The organism is Cryobacterium sp. MLB-32 (assembly GCF_000738085.1).
GTDB lineage: Bacteria > Actinomycetota > Actinomycetes > Actinomycetales > Microbacteriaceae > Cryobacterium.
The window spans coordinates 1-904 of sequence record NZ_JPRS01000405.1; the positions used below are offsets into that span (position 1 = coordinate 1).

Here is a 904-nt window from a genome sequence, read left to right on the forward strand (position 1 = left end):
TTTACCTCGTTTATTACTAATGCCAGAGGTGTGACAGATCTAATGACGAAGAATGAGGAATGAGACTGGCCACAATCGAAGAGATTGTGCGGTTTCGGTACGGAGACTGCAGAGGGAGAAGAAGCTGTGAGGGACGAGCAGCGACGATGAACAGCGCAGTCGATGTACCGCAACCGAGAGCACTTGAGTCCCTGGGTCGGCGCCGACTTGGGGGTGCCCAAGCTGCCCCGCGCCCATCGGCCGTGCCCTCATACTGGAGGTCCAATGACCGAAGGGACCGTCATGGCCGACGTTCGCAAGTCCGCACAACAGTCCGCCGCACGCACTCGCGCACGCGAGAAAGCCGCCGAGTTCCGTCAGAAACACGACACACTCGAACAGCTCGCCACCGACTACTTCGTCGCTATGGACTCCGTCGACGAAATCGAGGCGTCCGCCCAGAAAGAAATGGCCGCGGTGCGCGAACGCGCGACGGCAAAAAGCACGGTCGCCCGCGCCAAAGCCCTCGCCATGATCGCCTCTATGCTCGACCTCGGGGCGCCTCGTGCAGAGGTCGCCGACCGTCTCGGCCTGGCAACCCGAGACGTCAAGAAGCCCCCTACAGCTCCAAAAAAAGGCTTGCAGCAGGACGACTCTAAAGAAGCAGAGCCTGTCTCCGAGGGTTTTGTCGGGGCGCACCGTTCGTAGCGCTATCCGACCGGACGCCGCCTTTGGCTACGATGCGATCGTGCGCTCCACGTTCTCATATCTTGAGGGTCAGAGGCTCCTGCTCGCTTGGTCGCCGGCTGGGCCAACCACTTGCGGCGATTGACTCTTTGCACAAGCCTGGCGACGCCGGATTCCGGTGCACATCACAAGCGAACCGTCGCTGCTAACCTCTTGACGACGTCAATGGAAGCACGGG

General features: G+C 60.7%; 1 protein-coding gene. It reads left to right on the forward strand.

Features of this window, described 5'->3' with window-relative positions; all coding sequences use genetic code 11:
* The first annotated feature begins 264 nt into the window (after positions 1–264).
* Positions 265–687: a hypothetical protein gene (locus JF66_RS18960; protein ID WP_051973766.1), complete on the forward strand. Its 423-nt coding sequence runs from the start codon at positions 265–267 to the stop codon at positions 685–687.
* The last annotated feature ends 217 nt before the right edge of the window (positions 688–904 follow it).